At 44.2% G+C, this 21,871-nt stretch carries 18 protein-coding genes; 5 read left to right on the top strand and 13 right to left on the bottom strand.

Annotated elements, in window-relative coordinates:
* The first annotated feature begins 173 nt into the window (after positions 1 to 173).
* Positions 174 to 2,561 (top strand): 5-methyltetrahydropteroyltriglutamate--homocysteine S-methyltransferase, encoded by a 2,388-nt coding sequence (metE, locus tag U1P77_RS07565; protein ID WP_321154433.1) that lies wholly within the window; start codon positions 174 to 176, stop codon positions 2,559 to 2,561.
* Positions 2,562 to 2,811: 250 nt separating this feature from the next.
* Here the strand turns inward: metE and hutI are convergent, their stop codons facing one another.
* From hutI to hutU, 4 genes are all read right to left on the bottom strand, one after another.
* Entirely contained in the window at positions 2,812 to 4,134 is a 1,323-nt protein-coding gene (gene hutI, locus U1P77_RS07560; RefSeq protein ID WP_321154432.1) for an imidazolonepropionase, read from the bottom strand.
* A 230-nt stretch (positions 4,135 to 4,364) separates the two neighbouring features.
* Entirely contained in the window at positions 4,365 to 5,408 is a 1,044-nt protein-coding gene (gene hutG / locus U1P77_RS07555; RefSeq protein ID WP_321154431.1) for a formimidoylglutamase, read from the bottom strand.
* Between the two features lie 71 nt (positions 5,409 to 5,479).
* On the bottom strand, positions 5,480 to 7,039 hold the full coding sequence (gene hutH, locus U1P77_RS07550) for a histidine ammonia-lyase (RefSeq protein ID WP_321154430.1): 1,560 nt from the start codon (positions 7,037 to 7,039) through the stop codon (positions 5,480 to 5,482).
* A 128-nt stretch (positions 7,040 to 7,167) separates the two neighbouring features.
* Positions 7,168 to 8,868: a urocanate hydratase gene (gene hutU / locus U1P77_RS07545; protein WP_321156654.1), complete on the bottom strand. Its 1,701-nt coding sequence runs from the start codon at positions 8,866 to 8,868 to the stop codon at positions 7,168 to 7,170.
* Between the two features lie 359 nt (positions 8,869 to 9,227).
* On the opposite strand from hutU, the gene U1P77_RS07540 reads away from it, so the two are divergent.
* The 4 genes from U1P77_RS07540 (at position 9,228) to U1P77_RS07525 (ending at position 12,759) form a co-directional block, all read left to right on the top strand.
* On the top strand, positions 9,228 to 10,007 hold the full coding sequence (locus tag U1P77_RS07540) for a UTRA domain-containing protein (protein WP_321154429.1): 780 nt from the start codon (positions 9,228 to 9,230) through the stop codon (positions 10,005 to 10,007).
* A 368-nt stretch (positions 10,008 to 10,375) separates the two neighbouring features.
* Entirely contained in the window at positions 10,376 to 11,203 is an 828-nt protein-coding gene (locus U1P77_RS07535) for an amino acid ABC transporter substrate-binding protein (protein WP_321154428.1), read from the top strand.
* A 38-nt stretch (positions 11,204 to 11,241) separates the two neighbouring features.
* Entirely contained in the window at positions 11,242 to 11,925 is a 684-nt protein-coding gene (locus U1P77_RS07530) for an amino acid ABC transporter permease (protein WP_321156653.1), read from the top strand.
* A gap of 90 nt (positions 11,926 to 12,015) precedes the next feature.
* On the top strand, positions 12,016 to 12,759 hold the full coding sequence (locus U1P77_RS07525) for an amino acid ABC transporter ATP-binding protein (protein WP_321154427.1): 744 nt from the start codon (positions 12,016 to 12,018) through the stop codon (positions 12,757 to 12,759).
* A gap of 200 nt (positions 12,760 to 12,959) precedes the next feature.
* Here the strand turns inward: U1P77_RS07525 and U1P77_RS07520 are convergent, their stop codons facing one another.
* The 9 genes from U1P77_RS07520 to uraD form a co-directional block, all read right to left on the bottom strand.
* Positions 12,960 to 13,616: an anthranilate synthase component II gene (locus U1P77_RS07520; RefSeq protein ID WP_321154426.1), complete on the bottom strand. Its 657-nt coding sequence runs from the start codon at positions 13,614 to 13,616 to the stop codon at positions 12,960 to 12,962.
* A 34-nt stretch (positions 13,617 to 13,650) separates the two neighbouring features.
* Complete coding sequence (locus U1P77_RS07515) at positions 13,651 to 15,069, bottom strand: anthranilate synthase component I family protein (RefSeq protein ID WP_321154425.1); 1,419 nt, start codon at positions 15,067 to 15,069, stop codon at positions 13,651 to 13,653.
* A gap of 71 nt (positions 15,070 to 15,140) precedes the next feature.
* A complete protein-coding gene (locus tag U1P77_RS07510) occupies positions 15,141 to 15,413 on the bottom strand; it encodes a Trp family transcriptional regulator (protein ID WP_321154424.1) in 273 nt (90 codons plus the stop codon).
* Between the two features lie 250 nt (positions 15,414 to 15,663).
* Positions 15,664 to 16,200: an ureidoglycolate lyase gene (locus tag U1P77_RS07505; RefSeq protein ID WP_321154423.1), complete on the bottom strand. Its 537-nt coding sequence runs from the start codon at positions 16,198 to 16,200 to the stop codon at positions 15,664 to 15,666.
* Positions 16,197 to 17,300, bottom strand: coding sequence for an allantoicase (gene alc, locus U1P77_RS07500; RefSeq protein WP_321154422.1), 1,104 nt, complete (start codon positions 17,298 to 17,300; stop codon positions 16,197 to 16,199). Before alc ends, U1P77_RS07505 begins: the two co-directional genes overlap by 4 nt.
* 325 nt (positions 17,301 to 17,625) lie before the next feature.
* The gene (gene puuE / locus U1P77_RS07495) at positions 17,626 to 18,606 is read right to left on the bottom strand and encodes an allantoinase PuuE (protein WP_321154421.1); all 981 of its coding nucleotides are present in this window, start codon (positions 18,604 to 18,606) and stop codon (positions 17,626 to 17,628) included.
* A gap of 252 nt (positions 18,607 to 18,858) precedes the next feature.
* Complete coding sequence (locus tag U1P77_RS07490) at positions 18,859 to 20,139, bottom strand: urate hydroxylase PuuD (RefSeq protein WP_321154420.1); 1,281 nt, start codon at positions 20,137 to 20,139, stop codon at positions 18,859 to 18,861.
* 228 nt (positions 20,140 to 20,367) lie between these two features.
* Complete coding sequence (gene uraH, locus U1P77_RS07485) at positions 20,368 to 20,736, bottom strand: hydroxyisourate hydrolase (protein ID WP_321154419.1); 369 nt, start codon at positions 20,734 to 20,736, stop codon at positions 20,368 to 20,370.
* Positions 20,737 to 20,863: 127 nt separating this feature from the next.
* The gene (gene uraD, locus U1P77_RS07480; RefSeq protein WP_321154418.1) at positions 20,864 to 21,385 is read right to left on the bottom strand and encodes a 2-oxo-4-hydroxy-4-carboxy-5-ureidoimidazoline decarboxylase; all 522 of its coding nucleotides are present in this window, start codon (positions 21,383 to 21,385) and stop codon (positions 20,864 to 20,866) included.
* Between the last annotated feature and the right edge of the window lie 486 nt (positions 21,386 to 21,871).

Genomic DNA, 21,871 nt, shown 5'->3' with positions numbered 1-21,871 from the left:
GTGTTTTAGATGGGAAAAAGAACAGAAAGACCCAGCTAAAATAATAACATTAGTAAAATTCATCTTAAGATAAGTAAATTGATTTTTATTCATCTAAACAATCAGCTATGATTGCTTCATCAAAACTATTCATCTTAATTATCGAATACTGAATATTAATAATGGAGTAACATATGACTACCGCAATCCCAAAAGCCATCCCGAAAAATACCGTACTTGGCCATATTTTAGGCTATCCACGTATTGGTGACAAACGCCAAACCAAATTTGCTTTAGAGCATTATTGGAAAGGTAAAAAAGACAAAGACGCTACTCAAGCCGCTTTGTTGGAAGTTTTTACCACTAATATCCAAGACCAAATCGATGCTGGCCTCGATATCATCACCACTGGCGACTTTGCCCATTATGATTTAGTCCTAAGCCAAGCCGTTGCCTTTGGTGTGCAGCCACCACGTTTTGCTGGTGCAGAGACACTCGATACTTTTGATCGTCAATTTTATTTTGCCCGTGGTCGTGACCATACGGGTCAGTATGAAGATAATGCAGCTTGGCAGATGACTAAATGGTTTGATACCAACTATCATTACTTAGTGCCTGAATTAGAAGCCGATGAAGACTTTAGTAATACGGATTTTACCCAAATATTTAAACAAGTTGCAGATGCTAAAGCCATTATTGAAAAAAGTGGTAAAACCGATAAAGCTTTAAAAGTTGTCTTAATTGGTCCGGTAAGCTTTTTATATTTAGCTTCATCAAAGCTTGATGACAAGCTGGAGCATCTTGATAAGTTACTACCGATTTATGCTGATTTATTGAATCAGTTGGGCGAGCAAGGTGTTGATTGGGTACAGATGGATGAACCTATTTTATCGTTAGATTTAGATGGTAAATGGCAGCAAGCGTTTGAGCGTGCCTATAACGGCCTACAACAAACACCGCCACAATTAATAGTGGCAAACTACTTTGATACGCTAGGCAACAATTGCCATATTGCTTGTAATCTACCGGTTAGTGGCATTCATATTGATATCACCCGTTCAAGTCAGGCTAAGCAGTATGTGACGCAAGTGATTGATCATCTGCCAAGTCATAAACTGCTGTCTATCGGCGTCGTCGACGGTCGCAGTGTCTGGACAACGGACCAAGCTCGAGCGCAAGATATCTTAACAGAGGCCAATGAGCGCTTAAATACCTATCATAATCAGCCAAATTCAGACAATGACAAGGATAATCAACGTTTATGGGTCGGTACGGGCTCATCGTTACTACATTTACCCGTTGATTTAAAATCTGAAGACGTTCCTGAAAATTTGAAGGGCAAACTGGCCTTTGCCAAGCAAAAACTAAGTGAAGTGGTCATTTGTGCCAAATTAGCAACGGGTGAGCTACAACCTGATGTCACCGCAACAGATATTAGTTTGTCGCCAACTCAGTCAGAAGCGCAAGTTCGCAATGGTGTCTTTAGCGACCGTTATAGTAAGCAGGAAGCCAAGCTTAATTTGCCATTATTACCAACCACTACGATTGGTTCATTCCCGCAGACCGCTGAGATTCGTAAAGCCCGCCGCCAATGGAACAATGGTGAGTTGAGCGATAGCGATTATCAAGACGCCATGAAGGCTGAGATTCGTCAGTGTGTGACCGACCAAGAAGAGTTGGGTCTTGATGTATTAGTCCACGGTGAAGCCGAACGCACAGACATGGTCGAATATTTTGCACAGTACTTAGATGGCTTTTGGTTGGCTAAAAATGGTTGGGTACAAAGCTATGGTACGCGCTGTGTCCGTCCACCAATCGTGGTAGGTGATATCAGCCGTCCAAAAGCCATGACCGTTGATTGGATCAGTTATGCGCAAAGCCTAACCAACAAGCCAATGAAAGGCATGTTGACCGGGCCAGTAACCATTTTGAACTGGTCGTTTGCGCCAAGCGATGCAGCCACCCGTGATATCTTGCGCTTACAAATTGCCGAAGCGATTAATCAAGAAGTCAGTGATTTACAAGACGCAGGAATTGGTATTATTCAGATTGATGAGCCCGCATTCCGTGAAGGCTTACCATTAAAGCAAGCTGAACATGCGAGCTACTGGAAGCAAGCGGTCGATAGCTTTAAGCATTCTGCCAGCTCTGCCCAGCCTGAAACCCAGATTCATACCCACATGTGTTATTCAAGCTTCCATGATTGCTTGCATCATATCTCTGCCATGGATGCTGACGTTATCACGATTGAAACAGCACGCTCAGGCTTGCAATTGCTAGACGCTTTTAAAACAGATGACAATGTAGATGGTGCTGACGGTGCTGACGGTGCTGACGGAGGCAATCAGGGTGGCTATCAAAACGCGATTGGCCCCGGTGTCTATGACATTCATAGCCCGCGCGCCCCTGATAGCGATGCTATGCAGATCGTGATTGATGAAGCGCAAAAGTACATTCCGATTGAGCGCTTATGGATCAACCCAGATTGTGGTCTAAAAACGCGTAATTGGGAAGAAGTACGTCAACAGCTGCGTAACATGGTCGAGATGACTCATATCGTCCGTAAAAAACACGCCGCATAAGTTTTTAGTGTTATAAGTTTTTTATTCTTATAAACCAAAAAGCCCCAATCATTAATTGATTGGGGCTTTTCTTGTATAGTGAACCAAATATGAGACTTGTACAGTCAGTATCAAATAAAATAGAGCTATGGGTTCATGTGGCTGGTAAAAATTTCCTTGCTTGCTGTGTGACTGTGTCACTTTTCGAGCTTTCAAAAATTTTTCTCAACCACACTGTATTCGTTGTAAAGTGGGTTAAGATATTTCGACATTAGCCTTTACGCCACTGACCTTGACGCATAATACCCGTAATAGGGTTAAGCCCAATTTGATAGCATAAGTCCGCAGGGCGAGTGATATCCCAAAGTGCTAGATCGGCATCACAGCCTACTTCTATCCGGCCCTTTTTAGACAACCCTAGCGCTCTTGCAGCGTTAATAGTGGCTCCTGCTAATACTTCTTCAGGTGTTAAATAAAACAGCGTACAGCCCATATTCATCGCGAGTAATAGCGAGGTCAGTGGTGAAGTGCCCGGATTACAGTCGGTTGAAATAGCGATAGCAACTTGATGCTTACGCAGCGCTGCTATTGGTGGTAGCTTGGTATCGCGCAAAGTATAAAATGCGCCCGGTAAGAGCACTGCAACCGTATTACTGGCTGCCATTTTTTCAATATCTGCCTCCGATAAATGCTCTAAGTGATCGCTTGATAAGCCTTGGTACTCAGCAACTAAGGCACTGCCGCCTATATCAGACAGCTGCTCAGAATGGAGCTTTACGGGCAAATCTAATGAGCGGGCAACTTCAAAGACGCGTCTGATTTGCTCTGAGCTAAAAGCAATATTTTCACAAAATCCATCGACTGCATCGATTAGACCCTCGTCATGCAGGATCGGCAGCCACTCGCAGACTTGCTCAATGTAATCGTCCGCACGGTCTTTATACTCAGGTGGCAGGGCATGAGCGGCTAAATAGGTGGTGCTGACATAAATGTCGTATTTGCCACCAAGTTGACGCGCGACGGTGAGCATTTTGCGCTCAGTATCTAAGTCCAGACCATAGCCGGATTTTATTTCGATACTGGTCACACCTTCTTTTATGAGGGGTAGGAGACGTTTTTCACTTTGGGCAAATATCTCCTCAATACTGGCTGCGCGCGTTGCACTGACGGTCGCGACAATCCCGCCACCTTGCGCTGCAATATCTTGATAACTGGCGCCGTGCAAACGTGCCTCAAACTCATTGCTACGATTACCCGCATAGACCAAATGAGTATGACAGTCGATTAAACCTGGCGTTAACCAGCCGCCATTTACATCTTTGATTTGTTCTGCTTTATAATGAGAAAGGTGCGGGATCATCTGTTCATTTGACCCAATCCACGCAATCTTACCTTCCTTTATACCGATAGCGGCGTTTTCTAGCTGACCGTAAGGTGTGTGGTCTACCGATGTTGATTTACCGTTTTCTTTACTGTTGGTATGCACATCAAAGCCATAATACGCTGAAAAAGTGGCAAGATTGGCGTTGGTAATAATACGATCGAACGATGTCATGGTTGCGGGATCAGTCGTCTGGTTTGTAGTGTTAGTCATAATATATTCCTGCTAGGGGTTAATTATTTGTATCCAATAGTCGGTTCACTTTGAAACAGATACCGTGTGGCTGATAGAAATTTTTGCAGCCTCTGTCATGCTGGCAAACAGCACGCCAGAAAATTTTTATCAGCCACGCGGATTTATATTCATATCTGTTTTATTTCGTATCGACTATTATATAGGTATCTGATTTATTTCGAACTGACTACAGCCAATCTATATGCCAGTTATAAAGTTAATAAGTGTTGCTCAATGATGGTGGCTAAAAGTCGAGCAGCAACTTTACAGCTGCGTTGATCGCTATCATAGGTTGGGTTAATCTCAGCGATATCTGCTATTTTTACTTTGCCGGATGCCATAATGGTTTTGACAGCCCGCTCAACGAAGCTCAGCTCGATGCCATAGGCAGCTGGCGCACTGACTCCAGGGACTACGCTAGACGGAAAGCAGTCCATATCAATAGTTAAATAAACCACATCAACCTGATTAATAAACGCTTCAATCTGAGCGGCAAGTGTTTCCCACGCTTGATAATAACAGTCCTCATCACTGATAACGCGCACACCTAAACTGTCGGCACGATCAAATAGCGCTGCGGTGTTGGAGAAGCGGCTAACCCCAATACAGCAATAGTGGAACGGTTGCTCATATTCGGTTAGGTGTTCTGCGATTTGGCGAAAAGGGGTGCCCGAAGTGGCTACATCAGATTGACGAATATCAAGATGAGCGTCAAAGTTAATCACACCAATAGTCGGTATATCGGCCGTATTGTTTTCACTGGTGTCAATATTAGTAGCTTGCTGAATCGCTTGCCATAATCCTAAAAAGCTACCATAGGCCATAGCATGTCCGCCGCCAAGACCAATAGGCAGACCACCTTTTTGAACAACGTTACTGACAACATCGGCATATTGCTCTTGGGCTTGCTCAAGCAGTTGCTCGGCAAAACCATCGTTATCATCACAGTGAATTTCGCTGGCATCGCCTAGCAAGGTTGGCAACTTACCGTTGAAACGTTTTTGTAGCTCAGCGATAACCGGCAGTTTAGCAAAAGCGTTACGAATCAGTGGCGGTGCAGCTCTTGCCCCGACGCGCCCTTGATTGCGCCTAACGCCTTGATCGCAGGCAAAGCCAACCAGTCCAATGTGCTGATGCTCATAAGGCTGTGCCAGCTGATACCAATAGCAGGCGCGCTCGCTTTCAAATGGCTCCGCGCGTCCTGTCCATAGCGCCATATCAGCAGCAGTTTGGCTAACGGCTGTTATAGTCATCGCTGATCTCCTTTAAAATTAATTTGAAGATATTTACTTATTTAGAAATAACCTTTGTGTAAAAAGAACCCTTATTTAGAAAGGTACCAGTCACCGCGCATTTCCTGCCAATACTCCGTTAAAGAACGACTGAGTATCAACTGCTTGGCCGCTTCGATATCTGGAGCTAAGTAACGGTCTTTATCATAAAAAGTTACCTGTTCACGTAAAAGCTGATGAGCCGTAGTTAATGGCTCTGAGGTATCAAGCCCGCGATGAAAATCGATACCTTGGCCCGCTGCTAATAACTCGATGCCGATAATGGTCGCGGTATTTTGTGCCATCTCGTATAGACGCCGCGCGCAATAGGTTGCCATAGAGACATGGTCTTCTTGATTGGCAGAAGTTGGGATGCTATCGACACTGCCAGGATGGGCGATGGATTTATTTTCTGAAGCTAATGCCGCTGCGGTAACGTGCGCAATCATAAAGCCGGAGTTCAAGCCAGCATTGTCGACCAAGAACGGCGGTAGACCTGATAAGGTGGTATCAATCAGTAATGCCACCCGGCGCTCGGACATGGCACCAATTTCAGCAATCGCCAAAGCTAAAATATCAGCGGCAAATGCGACCGGCTCAGCATGAAAGTTACCGCCTGAGATGGCAATTGGACCATCGTCGTTGTTAAAAATCAGCGGATTATCGGTTACAGCATTGGCTTCAATTAATAAGGTTTGACCCGCTTGATTGATAATATCAAGGCATGCGCCTATTACCTGCGGCTGACAACGTAAGCAGTAGGGATCTTGTACTCTATCGTCTTGTTCACCTTGATGTGAAGCTCGAATGTCACTACCTTTAATCAAGCCTCTAAGCGCTTTGGCAATTTCGATTTGGCCATGATGGCCACGAACCTCATGAATACGTGCATCGAATGGCGCATCTGAGCCTTTTGCCGCATCGATAGACATTGAGCCGACGATAGTCGCCGATTCTAATAGGTCACGAGCTAAGAAATAGCCCCGTAGCGCCAGAGCGGTTGAGACTTGAGTACCATTGATTAGGGCAAGGCCTTCTTTGGCGGCAAGGGTGATGGGCTCAAGGCCATGCTGTGCTAGAGCATCAGCGGCTGACACGCATTTACCATCGACATAGACATCTCCTTCACCCATTAGCGCTAGGGTCATGTGGGATAGAGGCGCTAAATCACCGGACGCACCGACAGAACCTTTAACAGGAATATGCGGGGTAATCTGATTGTTAATTAAAGCCAATAAACCATCGACTACTGCGCGGCGTACTCCAGAAACGCCTTGTGATAGACTGGCAACCTTCATGACCATAATCAGCCGAACCACGCCGTCTGGTAAGGGTTCACCAGTACCAACAGAGTGCGACACAATTAGGTTGCGCTGTAGTAGCTCAAGCTGATCATCGTTAATTCGCGTCTTTGCCAATAAGCCAAAACCGGTATTAATACCGTAGGCACTTTTATCACGAGCGATGATGGTTCGTACCTCTTCGTGCGAGGCATCTATCGCGTCGTACGCGCTATCGGGTAGCGAGAAGGTTACGGGTTGGTCATAAATACCACGTAACATCTCAAAGCTTAATTGGCGCGGGTTTAGAATTAAGTTCTTTATAGCGGTCATAACGGGGTTCCTATTTATATTGGTTATATTATTGGATATGTTTATATGATTGAAAATATATTTAAAACGCGTATTCCAAGATAGTTAAGCAATCCAACTAAAGTACATGGCTAATTGTCCAAACGCTGCTATTTAATCATTGGAAGATTTAGACCATACTCTTTAGCGGTTTTAATCGCCAGCTCGTATCCGGCATCTGCATGACGCATTACGCCTGAACCGCAATCATTGATCAATACTCGAGCTAAGCGTTTGGCTGCTGCATCAGTACCGTCAGCGACGATAACCATACCAGAATGCTGTGAGTAACCCATACCAACGCCGCCGCCATGATGCAGTGATACCCAAGTTGCGCCGCCTGCGACATTTAGCAGACCATTTAATAATGCCCAATCAGATACCGCATCTGAGCCATCTTTCATACTTTCCGTTTCGCGGTTAGGACTGGCGACTGAGCCGGTGTCTAGATGATCGCGACCGATGACGATAGGGCCTTTTAGCTCACCGCTTTTGACCATCTCATTAAAGGCAAGTCCTGCTTTATCACGTTCACCCAGACCTAGCCAACAGATACGCGCAGGTAATCCTTGAAACTGAATGTGCTCTTTAGCCATATCGAGCCAGCGATGTATATGGGTATTCTCAGGGAACAGCTCTTTGATCTTTTGATCAGTTTTGTAGATATCTTCCGGATCGCCAGATAGAGCGACCCAGCGAAACGGGCCTTTACCTTGGCAAAATAGCGGACGAATATAAGCGGGTACAAAGCCTGGGAAGTTAAAGGCATCTTTAACCCCTTCATCAAATGCTACTTGGCGAATATTATTGCCATAGTCGGTCGCTGGGATATTCATAGCTTGTAAGTCTAAAATCGCTTGTACGTGTACAGCGCAAGACGCAGCAGCTGCCTTAGTCAATGCAGCATGTTGATTGTGATCTTCTTGTGCAGCTTTCCACTCATCAACTGTCCAACCACTAGGTAGATAGCCGTTGATCAAGTCATGAGCTGAGGTCTGGTCTGTGACTAAATCCGGTTTCATACCACCTGCGCGAGCACGCTCAGCCATTTCGGGCAAAATATCTGCGGCATTACCAAGTAAAGCAATAGAAACTGCTTCACCAGCGTCCGTATGTTGTTTGATCAGCTCGTAAGCGTGGTCTAAGTCATCTGCTTGCTTATCGACGTAGCCCGTACGCAGACGAAAATCGATGCTGGATTGTTGGCATTCAATATTCAGTGAGGTCGCACCAGCAAAAGTCGCGGCCAATGGCTGCGCGCCGCCCATACCACCAAGGCCCGCGGTCAAAATCCAGCGTCCTGCCCAACTGCCGTCATAATGTTGACGGCCTGCTTCGACAAAGGTCTCATAGGTTCCTTGGACGATGCCTTGGGTACCGATATATATCCAGCTACCGGCGGTCATCTGCCCATACATCATCAAGTCCTTGCGATCGAGCTCGTTAAAATGCTCCCATGTCGCCCAGCGTGGTACGAGATTGGAGTTAGCAATCAATACACGCGGAGCATTTTCATGAGTCTGAAAAACCCCCACGGGTTTACCCGATTGGACCAATAGCGTCTCGTCATCTTCTAAGACTTTTAACGACTCTAGAATCTGATCATAGCTTTCCCAATTCCGTGCCGCGCGACCAATACCACCGTAAACCACCAAGCTTTTAGGATTTTCGGCCACATCAGGATGTAAATTGTTTTGTAGCATACGATAAGGCGCTTCGGTCAGCCAGCTTTTGCAATGCAAGGTGCTACCAGTAGGGGCAGCAATATTACGAGTCTCATCACGGCGAGTAAATTCATTGCTCTTGATCATTCCATTACTAGTAGTCATCGTCGTTCCTTATGGTCATCTATTCGTGCCAAAACAGGCTGTTAATATAAATTATGTAAAATAACCTGATTAACAAAGCGCAGTTAATAACGGCATTAGCCTGTTAGTATTATTTATAAGTTGTATATACAAATTATCAGGATTTATTTCCCGTTGCAAGAACTTTTTTAATTTATGATTCAATTATTTGCCATATGGTGGTAATAGAGCCGTAGTTCTGACAATGCTCATGATATTATGGCGGCATTAGTGTGGTTGAAATTACTGGTTAAAATTAAAGTTAAAGCTGATAGTTAAAAGTAGAATTGACAAACGTAGAAAGGACAAAGGTGACGATGGGAATGACCAAACTGAGCACAGAAAAGACAGTTCCTGCGTATCAACGCATCAAAAATACAATTTTAGAGAATATTCATCGCGGCAAGTGGCAAGCAGGAGAGGCTATCTCTACAGAAATGGCTTTGGCTGAGGAATTTGGGGTTTCGCGGATGACCGTAAATCGCGCCCTAAAAGAGCTAAGCGAAGAGCGGGTATTGGAGCGCCGGCAAGGTTCAGGAACTTTTGTGGCGCAGCAGCAGTTTAATCACACCTTCGTTGAAGTACGTAACATTGCGCAAGATTTAAAGTCAGCGAATCGTGATTATCAAGCGCAGGTGGTGAGTAAACGCAGTATCACAGCTGCCATGCTTGATGAGTATTTGCGCCGTAAGTTTGATATTGATACGCCGAAAGCGTTGCTTACTGAGCAAGCTATCAAAAATAATCAAGACGACGATGATGTGCCTGTGTTATATGAGGTAAAAATCATTCACTTTGCTGATGGTCAGCCGATTCAGTTTGAAGAGCGCTGGGTAGATGCGATAAAAGTCCCGAAGTTCATCGAACAAGACTTTAGTATCGTTAATACTAGCGATTATTTGATTGCGAAGATTCCACTCGAGAGCGGCAGCTACACTATCCGGGCGTTAGCGGCACCAAAAGAAGTGGCTCACGCTTTGCAGGTTGAGGAGCAATCACCAACTTTAGTGCTCAGCCGGCAGACGTATTCATCAGGTCAGGTATTAACCTTTGTCAAGATGTGGCATGCAGGCGATCGGTATCAGTTTTCAGGGGAGCTATAATATCCTTACGCATGCTCACTGTTTTTGTACGTTCCTTCTATCTCAATCGCGATAGTATAGAGACAGTTGATCACGTCTTTTTTTAAAACATTTGACCTTAAAAATTACTATCAAAACTTGCCACTCTAAAAGTTGCTGTCTCAAAAACAGCTTTAATGTTAAAACTAGCATTGAAAAATATGGGTTTAATCCTCAAATCAGGCAGCCAAAAGCAAACATAATCAATTTAATAAAACATAATAAATATGATAAATTTAATAGAATAAGATGCGTGGCTCACATTTTGCTGCTATATCTACATCGTATAGTTATCTATTTTTCTACTCGCGTTAATCATTCATTTGCATATACTCGAATAAGGACCTCTTATGAAACGTCGTGCCCTGTTAACCCTAGCTGTTAGCGCTCTTTTGCTTACGGCTTGTAGTCAGTCTAATACTGACGATGCTAATGCTAATGATACAGCAACTGGTGGCTCAGACTTGCTTCAGCGTATCAATAATAACGGCACTATTAACGTCGGTACCGAAGGTACTTATCCGCCATTTACCTATCATGACGAGTCTGGCAAGCTTACGGGCTATGATGTTGAAGTGACCCGCGCCGTTGCTGATAAACTGGGCGTTGAGGTAGAGTTTAAAGAAACCCAGTGGGATGCGATGCTGGCAGGACTGGATTCAAAACGCTTTGATATGGTGGCCAACCAAGTCAGTCTAACTACACCTGAGCGTTTGGCAAAGTATGACAAAGCCACGGCTTATAGCTGGTCAGGTGCCGTTGCGCTGGCGCCAACTGATGATAACCGCTATAGCTCGTGGGAGGCATTAAAAGGTCTACGTTCAGCACAGTCGCTCAGTAGTAACTATGGCGAATTAGCAGAACGCTACGGTGCAGAAATTGTTCCTGTGGATGGCATGGCGCAAGCGGTACAACTGGTCAAGCAAGACCGCGCTGATTTTACTATGAACGACAATCTTGCCGTATTGGATTATCTTAAAAAGTTCCCAGACAGTAGTCTTGAGATTAAACTGGTCGCGCCAGCAAGTGAAAAACGCGGTTCTGGTCTGGTACTTCTTAAAGGCGATGAGGCGGTAGTGGCAAAACTTGACGAAGCTATGGCTGCGCTGCAAGCTGACGGTACGCTGACTAAGCTTAGCGAGACCTTCTTTGGCGATGATATAAGCCAACAAAAATAATGACATGGTTAGCTGAACTATTGGCATTATTGCCATTTATGAGCCCTGATCGGGCGCATATTGTCATCACTTCGTTCTGGCCAATGCTCAAAGGCGGTATTTATTACTCGATACCGCTGGCATTAATCTCCTTTGCGATAGGTATGTGTATTGCCTTGAGCGTGGCGCTGATTCGTATCGTGCCACGCGCCAGCATATGGCATGAGATTATTTATCGCATTGCGCGGATTTACGTCTCTGCCATTCGCGGCACGCCGATGTTGGTGCAGCTGTTTATTATCTTTTATGGTCTACCCAGCATAGGACTCAAACTCGATCCATTTCCGTCCGCAATTATTGCCTTTTCACTCAATATTGGTGCTTATGCATCAGAGACCGTGCGCGCGTCTATTTTGTCCATTCCAAAAGGGCAGTGGGAGGCTGGTTCGACAGTCGGGCTGACTTATCTACAAACCTTTCGACATGTGATTTTGCCACAAGCGCTGCGAGTCTCGGTACCGCCGTTATCCAATACTTTTATTAGTCTGGTAAAAGAAACGTCTTTGGCATCCTTAGTGTTGGTCACTGAGCTATTTAAGCAGGCGCAAATTATCACCGCGCGTAACTATGAGTTTATGCTGGTCTATACCGAAGCGGCGGTTATCTATTGGGGTATTTGTTTGTTCCTAACCTTTATCCAAGGCAGGCTTGAGACCAGACTTGATCGCTATGTTGCCAAATAAATCATTTATCAGCCTCACCGTATTGCTATCAATACCTTCGCTATAGTTAAAACCAGCACAACAATCAAGACACGCGCAATAGGAATTTTTATGATTCAAGTCAATAATATTCATAAAGCCTTTGGTAGCAATCAGGTGCTTAAAGGCATTGATTTGACCATTCATAAAGGTAAGGTGGTGGTGATATTAGGGCCGTCAGGTTCAGGAAAAACAACATTTCTGCGCTGTCTAAATGCGCTCGAAATTCCTGATCAAGGGGTCATTGCCTTTGATGATGGCAGCTTAACGGTAGACTTCGTCACTAAGCCTAAGAAGAAAACCTTATTAGCGTTACAACGTAAGTCGGGTATGGTATTTCAGTCTTATAATTTATTTCCGCATAAGACCGCACTTGAGAACTTAACCTTAGGGCCGGTAGTGGTACAAGGTAAAAGTAAAGCAGAAGGTCGCAAACAAGCATTGGCACTACTTAAGAAAGTGGGCCTGTCGGATAAAGCTGATTTATATCCTTTTCAGTTATCTGGCGGTCAGCAGCAGCGGATTGGTATTGCTCGTGCACTCGCTATCGAGCCTTCGTTACTATTGTTTGATGAGCCGACCTCAGCGCTGGATCCAGAATTGGTTCAATACGTTTTAGCGACTATGAAGCAGCTGGCGTCCGAAGGCTGGACAATGGTAGTGGTCACTCATGAGATTAACTTTGCTCGTGATGTAGCAGATCATGTGGTACTTATTGAAGATGGACATGTGGTCGAGGAAGGTAGCGCTGAGCAGATGTTTGAGTTATCTACGCATCCACGTACCCAAGAGTTTCTACAGCGTATCGGTGAGTAGTTTCTGAACAATCTGCCGTCGTAGTAGTTGCTAAAAAATCTCTTTATTTATATAAATGAGGGAATTTTTTACACTTAAAATTTGATTGGAGTTTGATTTTAGGCACAAAAAAGCCAGCTAATTGCGATTAGCTGGCTTTTTTAATTAACAGATTTGCCATGCTTTTTTTACTTTTATCTCAATCTAAATTTGACGCTTTATTATAAGGAATCTACTTGCAACAAAAAGTTAGTGAGCAAGCGTTTAGCACCTTCAGTAGCAAACGATTCAGGATGAAACTGAACCCCTTGGATAGGATAGTCTTTGTGACGTACTCCCATAATCTCATCACCCGCATCAGCAGCCTCAGCCATACTTAAATGAGCCTTATTGGCATTGGAGACGACGGCGGTAATCTGTAAGCAGTCCGGTAGCTCATGCGCTTGTACCATCAGTGAATGGTAGCGCATGATGTCAATCTCCTGCGGCAATCCTTGATAGAGGCCTGCACTATCGTGACGAATGGCTGACACTTTACCGTGCATCGGCACACTGGCACGGATAACTTGACCACCGAACACCTGAGCGATGCCCTGCATACCTAAACAGACGCCCAATAGTGGCGTGGTCTTACCAAGGACTGCAATTACTTCAGCACAAATACCGAAATAGGCAGGATTATCCGGCGCGCCAGGACCCGGTGATATGATGATTCTATCAGGATTCATAGCGTGCACATCTGCCAAACTAATCTCATTATTACGCTTTACGATGACCGTGAAATTTTCCTGATTGTCCATAGTCTGCAAAATCTCGCCCACATACTGATAAAGATTAAAAGTGAACGAGTCGTGGTTATCAATAATTAAAACATTCATTAGCAATAAACTCTTTGGTAAAAAAACAATTAATTCACGGATTGATGAAGCTATCTAATACCACTTTCATAGCCGACAGCTTGCGTTGGATTTCTAAATATTCATCCGCTGGATTGGAGTCATAGACATTGCCGCCGCAAGTTTGGGCATAGGCCGAATCGCCATTGATGAACAGGCTGCGAATGGGAATGGCAAAGATACAGTCCCCATTAAAATTAAAAGCGCCCAACGCTCCACCATAGGCACCGCGACCATCTGGCTCAAGCTCATTAATAACTTTAATCGCTTCAATCTTAGGAGCGCCTGACAACGTGCCCGCAGGGAAATTACTGGCAAGTGCGCTAAACATATCCTCATTAGGATGCAAAATACCAACGATTTCAGAGGAGATATGCTGGACGTGTGAATAGCGTTTGATATCCATCAGACTGCGGACTTTGACCGTGCCAAATCGTGCCACGCGTCCGATATCGTTGCGATGCAAATCCACCAGCATGTTGTGTTCGGCTATCTCTTTGGCGTCGTTTAATAGAGCGCGTGCCAACTGGCGGTCCTCGATTTGATTGGCGCCACGTTTGGCAGTGCCTGCTAGCGGATAGGTCTCCATTTCACCTTGGCGTAAGCGGAATAACAGCTCAGGGGAAGCCCCAATAATGCGCTGTCGTCCAAACTTCATAAAATACATGTGCGGAGATGGATTGACCACGCGCAGCTTTTCATAAATGGGCATGTGCGCGCCGCTAATTCGATAATGTGACTTAAATCCCACCTCACATTGAAATATACGACCAGCAATGATGTCTTCTTTAACTTTCGTCACGGCGCAAGCATGTGCCTCTTGGCTCATACCATCCCCTAAAAACTCAACTATTGGTGGCGTGTAAGTTGGAATTGGGGTATCAAGCAAAGCGGTTATTTGCTCAATACGATTGTTCTGATTGTCCGTTGGGTAATAAAAATAGAAGATTTCTCCTGTCATTTTATCCAGTGTCAATCCATCCAAATATACCCCAAACTTAAACGGCTCAAAATGTTCGTTGGTCTTGGCATCCAAGCTCGGTTCAAAAAAGTTGACACTGTCATAGCCCAAATAGCCGACTAAACCCCCAGTTTGATCACGGGCGATGACGTGCTGAGGGGTAATCTCACGCAGCAATTGGTAAGGGTTGTCGGTTTTATAGCAGGTGGTCTCAGCCGTTTTGTTATCCGTAATCGCGAGAGTGGTACGGTCAATGGCGGTGATGGTCATGACCGGATCAAAACCAATGGCATGATGGCGTGAAATGTGGCTTTCTTCACCCAATGATTCGAGCAAATAGCAAGTCTCAAAAGCGCTTTCAATGCGTTTGAATAAGGCAAAGAAGTCAATATCTTGAGTAAGTTTAATACGCTGGGGCTTGCTTGGGATATCAATGGGCGCGGGCTGAATATAATGTGGGGTAGGAGAAGTCATGACAGGGTCCAAAGTAAGTCTGTTATTTATGAGGTAAAAAATGAGTATAATTTAAATGAGAATTCTATTTATTAGCGCTTTCGATGCGTCATCAATAAGTCGCTGACATCATGATTTTGCATGGCTTTAGCGCCGCGAGAGACAGTAGCAATACCGACACCAAGCTGCTCAGATATTTCACGTTGGGTGACACCGCGCTCAAGTAAATCAAAGATGCGGATACGATTGGCGATATCGAGCTGTTCTTTGTCAGTCAATAACGCATTCAATAGGACGTCAATATCCGCGCTGACATCACAGTTTGCTAGATGGGTCAATAGGCTTTGGTAAGTATCAGTGCTCATAAAATGGGGTCTTAATAGGTGGAGTAAGCAAGTGATGAGTTTGTTTCAACATACTAGTACGATAGTACAAAAAAGACAAGTCATATACTAATAACTTTTGTCATGATTGCTATTGTTGAATGACAGCCATTAATTAATGGGCTTTTTATGCTTAAAATTTTATTGGAGTTTAATTTTAGGCACAAAAAAGCCAGCTAATCGCAATTAGCTGGCTCATATATAATAAAAAACTATTAATAGGAAGTATTAGCTATACAGCTACTTGCTCGCTCTCTAACTCGACACAAACATTCCAATCGCCAATCTCAAGTTCATAGCAGTTTTTGCCTTCGCCATTGATACGATCAACGACTAAAAAGTCAGCATCACTGCCAAGTACTAATAACGGGTGATGCCAAACGTTGGGGTCATACTGCACGCCTTGATTGGACTTGGCATAGAATACCGTCAAGTCATCAGCAGACTTTGGCGGCTCACCAGCCTTGGCAACGATAACGATATAGTCTTGGCCAGTCATCGAAAAGAACGCTTGCGACCCAAACGGATGATATTCCATCACTGATAAAGCAATCGGGCATTCACGCATTTTTGCACGGAAGATGCTCATGCCAACCGTACCACCATCAAGCGACGCTTCAGCGATAGCATGATGGCGACAGGCATAACCTTTATTGATATGAAAGCAGTTTTCAGGCGTTGCTTCATCCTTGCCATACGGTTCGATTACCGTACCATATGGCGCAAACTCAGATTTGGTTAAAGGCTTCGCGATTATTGTGGTACTCATGACTGTGCCTTGTTATTAGCAATATTAGCAACTTTACCGTAAACGCGTACACGGCTTAAGCCGCCATCTGGGAAGATGTTGACACGGATATGAGTAATAGGTTTGTCAGATTTAAGCTTGTCTTTACCAAAGGTATGCACTTTATGGGCAACGGTTTTTTGTGGTTCAAGCAAAGTATCCCAAAACATGCTTTGAGTCACTAGTGTTTGCTCTGGTGTATTTGGCGCATAGACGGCCTGAATAGACACTTGATCAGGGAAGTTGCCTTTAAAATGGGCAGTATCAATATCAATAGAATCAACAATACCCGCTTGACCAAGGGCAATAATACACCAGTCGTTACCTGGCTCACGGCGACGACGAGTTTCCCAACCATCACCCATGTTTGGTGCTTTGGTTGGTAATAGTAAATTACTGGCACCACCAAAGTGAGCATCATTGCTAGCGATAGCACGGCCACCATTTAGCGCGCCGGCTAAATCAATTTTTTCGCCTTGCTTGCTGACGTTAGCATCAAGCTGGATATCGCCATACACACGTAAACGAGCAACACCGCCATCTGGATAGATATTTAGACGTAAATGAGTGACAGTCTTTTCATCATCAATTTCAACAAACTCATGATGGTGACCTTGTAGTGGGGTTATAGGAACGATAGTGCCCCATTCTTTAGCATCCCAATCTTCTTTAGTAAGTTTGGTCAATGCCGTTTCGTCTTGCTTTAGCAGCTCTGGTGCATATAAGGTATCAACACTGGCTGATGACGGGAAGTTACCGGTGAAATGGCTGGTATCAATATCAAGACCGGCGATTTTAGTCGGACGCGCAAGTTGGATAATCATGTAGTCATAACCTAAATGACGCTTACGACGAGTTTCCCAGCCGTCCATCCATTTACCGTTATCATCGAATTTTCCCACCATAAATTGTGGTGATTCAGGATTTAAGATACGGCTTTTATCAGCAAAGAAGTCATCAGTTGCAAATAAAGCCTTGGCGCCTAAACGGCTGTCAGCAACGTTGGTTTTTTTGGTAAATGTTGGCAGGGTCTCAGGTAGATTGTTGGCTTCTATAATTTGTCCAGTGTTCGAGGTGCTCATAATAATTCCTTTTTTATTGGTACTGTTTATTAAGTTATCAGTTACAGACCATCAGTGGTCAATAACCGTATTCCGTATTTTCTTCGTGAGCTTTTTTTAAGCTGCACGACTGTTACAGTTAGGCAGTTTATCCGCAGTTTGCTGCTCATATTATTAAACGATCAGGCCGATTATCGCCGATACTTGCTTATGTGAGCTAAGCAAATACAGGACGCTAGATTAAGTGTTGAAGCAGTGAGATAACTGAGGTATAAACTGTCTTGAGCGCATCATCCATTAGATTACGTGATTGCTATTACATGATTATTGATGATACGTTCTGTGGTTACATCCAATCTGCGCTGTTACTTGCAGTCGCTGGATGATTTTCATACCAGTGCTTAGCGATTTCATCGCGGCGACAGACCCAAACATCGGGCTTACTGGTGATGTATTTTAAAAATTTCTTAAGGGCTGGAATACGACCAGCACGACCAATCATTCGGCAATGTAGACCGATAGTCAGCATTTTAGGCGTGTGTGCACCTTCTTCATACAAAGTGTCAAAGCTGTCTTTTAAATATTGATAAAAAGGTTCGGCGTGGGTAAATCCAGGACTTGAGGCAAAACGCATATCGTTGGTTTCAAGCGTGTAGGGAATAACTAGGTGTGGCTTGCGTGTGATACTGCTGCCGTCTTGTACTTTGACATTTAACCAGTAGGGTAGCTCATCAGCGTAAGAGTCGGAGTCATAAATATAACCGCCTTGTTCGGCGACCAGCTCACGCGTATTCGGGCTATCACGACCCGTGTACCAGCCTAATGGCTGTTCACCAAGCATGCGATTGAAGATTTGAGTGGCAGCGCGAATATGCTCACGCTCGGTCTCACGATACATATACTGGTAGGTAATCCAGCGTAAACCATGACTTGCCACTTCATGACCGTCTTCTAATATACGCTCGATAATATGCGGCGTTTTTTCAGCAGCGGCAGCACAAGTAAAGGTGGTGATTGGTAAGCCGTATTCTTTAAATACGTCGAGGACGCGCCAAACACCAACACGGCTACCATATTCAAATGCAGACTCAATAGACTGGTGGCGGTTGGTAAATTCAGGGGTGCCTAGGACATCCGATAAAAAACGCTCAGATTGACCGTCACCGTGAATGACGCTATTTTCTGCGCCTTCTTCAATATTCAGTACAAACTGAACCGCAATTTTTGCACCGCCCGGCCAATTCGCTTTCGGTGGATTATCGCCATAGCCTTTTAGGTCGCGAGGATAAGCGTCCTGATCAAAGTCGCTGGTGATTTTTTGAGTCATTGTAAAGGTTCCTTTATAACTTAAAGAGTAACTTAAAGAGTAGCTTAAAGCGAAATAAAATAGCTTATAGAAAAATAATGTGAAGCGAAATAAGGTGGAGAAGTATCAAGAAAAGTCAGGAATAGCTTGTTAGCGTATCAATATAATATGAAGCACGCGGCAACCTAAATCGGTCTGACCGCGCGCTCGACATCAGCTGTCAAGCTATAGATTTGAAGAATAATAGCTCTGACAAACTATAGCTCTGACTAATTATAGTCCTGAAGTATAAACCAACACCTGTTGACGTTCTTCGTCCGTTAATTGAGTGATGTTACCTAGTGGCATATAGCCAGTCTGTACGGCAGTAACAATTTTAGCTTTGTGAATTTTCATATCTTCAGGTGTCTGTATGATAATGCCCGCTGGCGGCGCATTAAAGCCTGCCTGCGTTGGCTGAGCAGCATGACAAACGCTACAGCGTGTATGTACAATACCCATAATGGCATCATCAGCTGAGGCGGCAACGGGCACGGCTCCAGCAGTCGTTACATTAGCATCAGCGGCTGGTGGCGTATCCGTCGGAGCATCAGCTACCGGAACAACCGCGACTACTGGAGAAGCCGGTAGCGGCTCAATCGGTGCTGGACGCATCCAAATGATTAATAGTACCGTTGCTATCGCAGGAATTACTAAGAAACGCGGCTTGCTGTGACCCAAATGCTTTTGGTTAAAGTAGTGACGAACGGTCGCGGTAATGATACCGACAAATACCAATACCAACCAACCCTGGGCATGCGAATACATCATTGGATAATGGTTACTAATCATGGTAAAGATTAGCGGTAAGGTAAAGTAGTTATTCATGAGCGAGCGGTTTTTGGCCATTAGCGCCAAGTCTGCTACTTCTTTACCCGGTTTGACACCGCGGCGTACGCAATCTACGAGCGCGCGCTGAGCGGGCATAATTCCAAAGAATACGTTACCGGCCATTACGGTACCTAAGATGGCACCGATATGGATAAAGGCGGCGCGATCACTAAACAGTTGGTAAGAACCCCAAGTGGCAATGATCAATAAAATAAAGATAAGCGAGCTAAAAATTAGCGCGTTTTTGCCCAAGCGGCTACGGACAATGACTTCATAAACAAAGTAACTGCCGAATAAGAAGAGTAAGCTGGTGGCAATAGCGCCAGTATTAGTAAATGCAACTTTGCTTGGATCAATCAGATATGCCGTTGCATTGGCATAATAGACGATAGACAACAAGACCGCACCGGTCAGCCATGTGGTATAGGCTTCCCATTTAAACCAATGCAGCGTCTTTGGCATCTCTTCCGGTTCGAGCTTGTATTTGGCAATTTCGTAAAAACCACCACCATGTACCGCCCATAAATCGCCTGAAATGCCCTTGTCGGTTTTCCACTGTGGCGGCTTGCGTAAGCTGAGATCTAGCCATACAAAATAAAATGAAGCGCCAATCCATGCCACCCCAGCGATGACGTGGAACCAGCGGAAAAATAGACTTAGCCATTCGAGAAAATATGCGCCCATGCGGTAAGTGTCCTTTTTTATTACTATGTCTTGGTCACTCGTAACGACTTTTGCTCACCTTCATTGTTATACAAGACTGTCGTACAAAAAATGAAGATACAAGGTAGTGATACTAGCGTTATATGTTTGGTCTTAAACAGCTGACGTCATTGTCGGCCGCTTACTGTTTAAAGCACTAGGTTGACCTTATGCATAAGGCTGCGAGTAATAAATATTTTGATAAAAAAGCTACGAGCCACGATAGGTACTATAGGCATGTACGCTTAACAATAGCGGCACGTGATAATGACTGGCATCGCTTACCACAAAATCAATCACAACTTGCGGATAAAAAGCCGTCAGTTGTTGGGCGTCAAAATAAGATTGGGTGTCAAAGGTCAAAGTATAGCGACCCGTGCTTAAGTTACATTCAGCACTATCGACAGCCGCATCGAACTGCCAGCTGTCTGGTGTGACGCGGCCATCATTATTGGTGGTGCCATTGGCTAATAAAGTCGCTTCACCGTTGGCTGTAACGCGATGTAGAGTAACGGCTATATCAGCGGCAGGCTTGCCAAGATGAGTGTCTAAAATATGTGATGATAAGGTGGCGGACATAATGCTTCCTTTGTATTGTGTTTTATAAAATGATTGAATGAAGTGATTAAAATAAGTGTCTGGAATAAGTAATTAAAGTAAGTAGCTAAGATGAGTAACTAAAATAAATGGCTAGCGATGCTTTAATTTAAGCTTGGCCAAATAGTTTATTTAAACGTAAACGAGTGATTTTATTTTGCTCGGTGGCGGCATTGGCAAGCTCAGCCTTACGGTCATTCGGCAGACGTGCCAGCAATAAATCAAGCATTTGCTGCGCGCTCTTGCCAGTTGCAAAGACAATGAAAATAAAACCAAACTTGTCTAAATAATCTTGATTGCTTTGCGCTAGGTCTTCAAGTACTTGCTCTTCAGCGTGGTTTGCACCTGACTGTTCATGGGCCGCGCTATCTTGAGTATTGCGATACTTCTCTTTTAGAGAGTCCACATTACCGATTTGTGGATGGCCATCAAAGGCTTCTAGTAGATCCGCCTCACTTGTTTGTACCTCATCCCATGCTTCATCACTACTTGTTAGTAGTATATTCATATCCACAAAGGGACGGGCGCTGACCAGCTTATGTGCCCAGCTGGTACTAGTGCAACAGGTTAGTAGTTGTGAGCTTGCATCACCTTGAGTAAGTTCGTTGAATTGCTGTAAAGTTAAGCTCACGATGACATCCTTTTCTTTTGTGGTAAAAGCCCGATTTTGACCATTAGAGATTATCAGGCAATGACGTTATAATAATATCCATTTTATCTAATATTTCGTTTGGCTATATTTTTTACTGGCACTTTTTACTAGCACTTTGCATTGAGCTTAAACTTTAATAGCTGATGCCCTTTATTCCAATGCTCTTTATTTCAATATTGTGGCCACTATTATAATGAAACAGCTATGATGGCTAAGCATTATCGATTGAATGGAACGCGTGCGATTAAAGAGAATACTGAAACAGTGACCTAACAAATCACATGCTAAAGTGATATTAATTAAATCGTATTTGGTTTATATTGTCTATTGTGCTAAAACTTGACTATTTGGTCAACTATACTATACAAAAACTTTCCATTTGTCGCGCTATGTTCCATAAAAAGCTGTATTTATTACAATTTTTATAGTCAAACTAGAATACTACTCTTACAAGGCGGTCAAGCG

This window comes from Psychrobacter sp. LV10R520-6, assembly GCF_900182925.1.
Classification (GTDB): Bacteria; Pseudomonadota; Gammaproteobacteria; order Pseudomonadales; family Moraxellaceae; genus Psychrobacter.
This window is presented reverse-complemented; position numbering and strand designations above follow the sequence as displayed.

Coding starts and splice junctions, on each gene's coding strand:
- U1P77_RS07540 (WP_321154429.1), top strand. CDS start 9,228: ATGACCAAACTGAGCACAGAAAAGACAGTTCCTGCGTATCAACGCATC.
- U1P77_RS07520 (WP_321154426.1), bottom strand. CDS start 13,616: ATGAATGTTTTAATTATTGATAACCACGACTCGTTCACTTTTAATCTT.
- alc (WP_321154422.1), bottom strand. CDS start 17,300: ATGAGCACCTCGAACACTGGACAAATTATAGAAGCCAACAATCTACCT.
- hutG (WP_321154431.1), bottom strand. CDS start 5,408: ATGACTATAACAGCCGTTAGCCAAACTGCTGCTGATATGGCGCTATGG.
- hutI (WP_321154432.1), bottom strand. CDS start 4,134: ATGACTAACACTACAAACCAGACGACTGATCCCGCAACCATGACATCG.
- U1P77_RS07490 (WP_321154420.1), bottom strand. CDS start 20,139: ATGGGCGCATATTTTCTCGAATGGCTAAGTCTATTTTTCCGCTGGTTC.
- U1P77_RS07510 (WP_321154424.1), bottom strand. CDS start 15,413: ATGAGCACTGATACTTACCAAAGCCTATTGACCCATCTAGCAAACTGT.
- puuE (WP_321154421.1), bottom strand. CDS start 18,606: ATGACTCAAAAAATCACCAGCGACTTTGATCAGGACGCTTATCCTCGC.
- hutH (WP_321154430.1), bottom strand. CDS start 7,039: ATGACCGCTATAAAGAACTTAATTCTAAACCCGCGCCAATTAAGCTTT.
- metE (WP_321154433.1), top strand. CDS start 174: ATGACTACCGCAATCCCAAAAGCCATCCCGAAAAATACCGTACTTGGC.
- U1P77_RS07525 (WP_321154427.1), top strand. CDS start 12,016: ATGATTCAAGTCAATAATATTCATAAAGCCTTTGGTAGCAATCAGGTG.
- U1P77_RS07515 (WP_321154425.1), bottom strand. CDS start 15,069: ATGACTTCTCCTACCCCACATTATATTCAGCCCGCGCCCATTGATATC.
- hutU (WP_321156654.1), bottom strand. CDS start 8,868: ATGATCAAGAGCAATGAATTTACTCGCCGTGATGAGACTCGTAATATT.
- U1P77_RS07505 (WP_321154423.1), bottom strand. CDS start 16,200: ATGAGTACCACAATAATCGCGAAGCCTTTAACCAAATCTGAGTTTGCG.
- U1P77_RS07535 (WP_321154428.1), top strand. CDS start 10,376: ATGAAACGTCGTGCCCTGTTAACCCTAGCTGTTAGCGCTCTTTTGCTT.
- U1P77_RS07530 (WP_321156653.1), top strand. CDS start 11,242: ATGAGCCCTGATCGGGCGCATATTGTCATCACTTCGTTCTGGCCAATG.
- uraH (WP_321154419.1), bottom strand. CDS start 20,736: ATGTCCGCCACCTTATCATCACATATTTTAGACACTCATCTTGGCAAG.